The sequence below is a fragment of the Bacteroidota bacterium genome, from assembly GCA_018831055.1.
In the GTDB taxonomy this organism is placed as follows: Bacteria; Bacteroidota; Bacteroidia; order Bacteroidales; family B18-G4; genus M55B132.
Map to the genome: position 1 here is coordinate 1 of JAHJRE010000243.1, position 2003 is coordinate 2003.

The following is a 2003-nucleotide window of genomic DNA, read 5'->3' on the forward strand; positions in this document are numbered from 1 at the left end:
GAATAAAGAAGAAGGTCGCGGGCTTAAGCGGAATTTGGTAGTGGACCCGCCGGGATTTGAACCCGGGATATGTGGCTACTTTGCGAAAGGCAAAGCAGTCTCCACCCTGCCGAGGTGGCGTCCTTCCAGGCTAGACCACGGGCCCACTAGAGGTTCAGAGACTTAGCAGCTTTTTAAATCTCACCAAGGCTCGGATGGACCCTTAGCTGAGTTGCCTTAAACGAGTCAAAGCGCCTCACCGGTGTTAGTCTTGCTCGTCTGCGGGCTACCTGGCTCCTTCGCTTTTCTGCTGGGCTAACTCGTCTGTAAACGAGCTTGGCTGCTGGAAGCAAGCATGCTCGTCCAGGTTGGCCGCCAGGTTATACCTACTGGAAAGCTCAATGGCTAGGGGGTTGGGCGTCTTAAGCTGGCTCTTTTCACTTATGATAGCGAGCCCCAGACTGAGTGGAGGTCCTATCCAACCCTGGCCTATATCGGCGTCGATAATGGCAGGTTTTTCACCAATTAGGCCTGCTGCATGCTTGATGAGGGTCGTCTTTCCTGTGTCAGTAGCGCCGATTACGAGCGTTAACTTTCCCCTGAGCGTTTCAGCGAGCCTCAGACCAACCACCCCATGAGGGCACGTAACCCTCTCCACAGGCTTACCAGATCAAAAAGGCCACCCAGTGAAAGGATTAGCAGTGAGTAGAAAAGAGCTACTCCAACCACGCCAGCTGGGGTGAGCACCAGAGCTGCAATGAAAACGACCCCAAGAGCGCCTAGGATGGCCAGTTGCCACAGGCCAAGGGAAAGCGACCCGCCAAGGAGAGTAGCAATACCGAGGGCCAGGAGGAGATAGTCTCCGAGGCTGCCCTTACCCCTGAAAACCCCAAAGAAAGTGTGTAGGGTGTTCCGGGCATCTCTGGCTGAGGGAACAGCATGCAGGCACAAGCCTGACCCGAAGAAGGCCGCGAGCGGGAGAAAGGGCGTAGCCTTTGCGAGGTAAACTAGCAGGCTGGCGAGTCCCAGGTTGACCGTGAAGGGAGCCCAGGCTACCAAGAGCTGCTTCCAGAAGCTGCCTATCGCTTCGTAGCGGACCCAGCTGAGCCACCTAACCTCACTGACCTTAACCCCGAAGAGCCTCAGGAAGGCGTAGTGAGAGAGCTCGTGAAAGAACCTTCCCCAGACGAAAAGCCTGCCCGCTGGGGTGAAGTAGAGGACCAAGCAGGCTAGTGGTATGAAAGATACGAGCACAATCTAGACTTAGGGTCCTCAGACCCTAATAAGGTTAAGTGGGCCCGGTCGGATTCGAACCGACGATCTCCACGATGTGAGCATGGCGTCCTAGACCAGGCTAGACCACGGGCCCTCAGGTGGGCCGGAAGGGATTTGAACCCTTGACCTTCGGCTTCTACGCCCGGTGCTCTGACCTGAGCCACTGGCTCAGTGGCCTTATAAGACCTACGCTAACCACTCTCAAGGCGGTTTCGACGCTCTAACCAGGCTAAGCTACCGGCCCACTAAGACTGGAAAGTGCCAAGTATAAAAAACTTTTAAAGCGTCTGGGGGTCGAGTTACAGGCCATAAGACTTAAAAAGGTTTGCCTGGAATAAACTAATTCTTGTAAAGAACGTGAGGTGATAGATAATTCCAAACGGAATAGCGCAATTAGGAGGTCAGCCTGTGCTGATCCTACCTGAAGGTACCCTACGCACCACAGGAGCAACGGCGCAGAAAAACAACATAACTGCGGCAAAGGCAGTGAGCGACACGGTCAAGACAACCCTGGGTCCCAAGGGGATGGACAAGATGCTCGTTGATTCAGTCGGAGACATAGTGATAACCAACGATGGGGTGACAATCCTAGATGAGATGGAGATCGAGCACCCTGCCGCTAAGATGATGGTCGAGGTGGCTAAGACCCAGGAAGAGGAGGTCGGCGATGGTACCACCACAGCGGTGGTTTTTGCAGGTAATCTGCTCGAGCAGGCAGAGTCGCTTTTAAACCGGAAGATACACCCTAC

3 protein-coding genes and 2 tRNA genes are annotated in these 2003 nt (G+C 54.5%); 1 reads left to right on the top strand and 4 read right to left on the bottom strand.

Annotation, left to right across the window (positions count from 1 at the left end):
• Window positions 1-41: 41 nt before the first annotated feature.
• From KKA81_16010 to KKA81_16025, 4 genes are all read right to left on the bottom strand, one after another.
• A tRNA-Ala gene (locus KKA81_16010) sits at window positions 42-145 on the bottom strand.
• A 120-nt stretch (window positions 146-265) separates the two neighbouring features.
• Window positions 266-637, bottom strand: a complete 372-nt coding sequence (locus tag KKA81_16015; GenBank protein ID MBU2652434.1) for a hypothetical protein — start codon at window positions 635-637, stop codon at window positions 266-268.
• Window positions 598-1203, bottom strand: coding sequence for a hypothetical protein (locus KKA81_16020; protein MBU2652435.1), 606 nt, complete (start codon window positions 1201-1203; stop codon window positions 598-600). The genes KKA81_16015 and KKA81_16020 overlap by 40 nt, the downstream gene beginning before the upstream one ends.
• A 69-nt stretch (window positions 1204-1272) precedes the next feature.
• A tRNA-Val gene (locus tag KKA81_16025) sits at window positions 1273-1348 on the bottom strand.
• 290 nt (window positions 1349-1638) lie between these two features.
• On the opposite strand from KKA81_16025, the gene KKA81_16030 reads away from it, so the two are divergent.
• Window positions 1639-2003 (top strand): thermosome subunit (locus tag KKA81_16030; GenBank protein MBU2652436.1); only part of this gene is annotated, 365 nt, incomplete at its 3' end.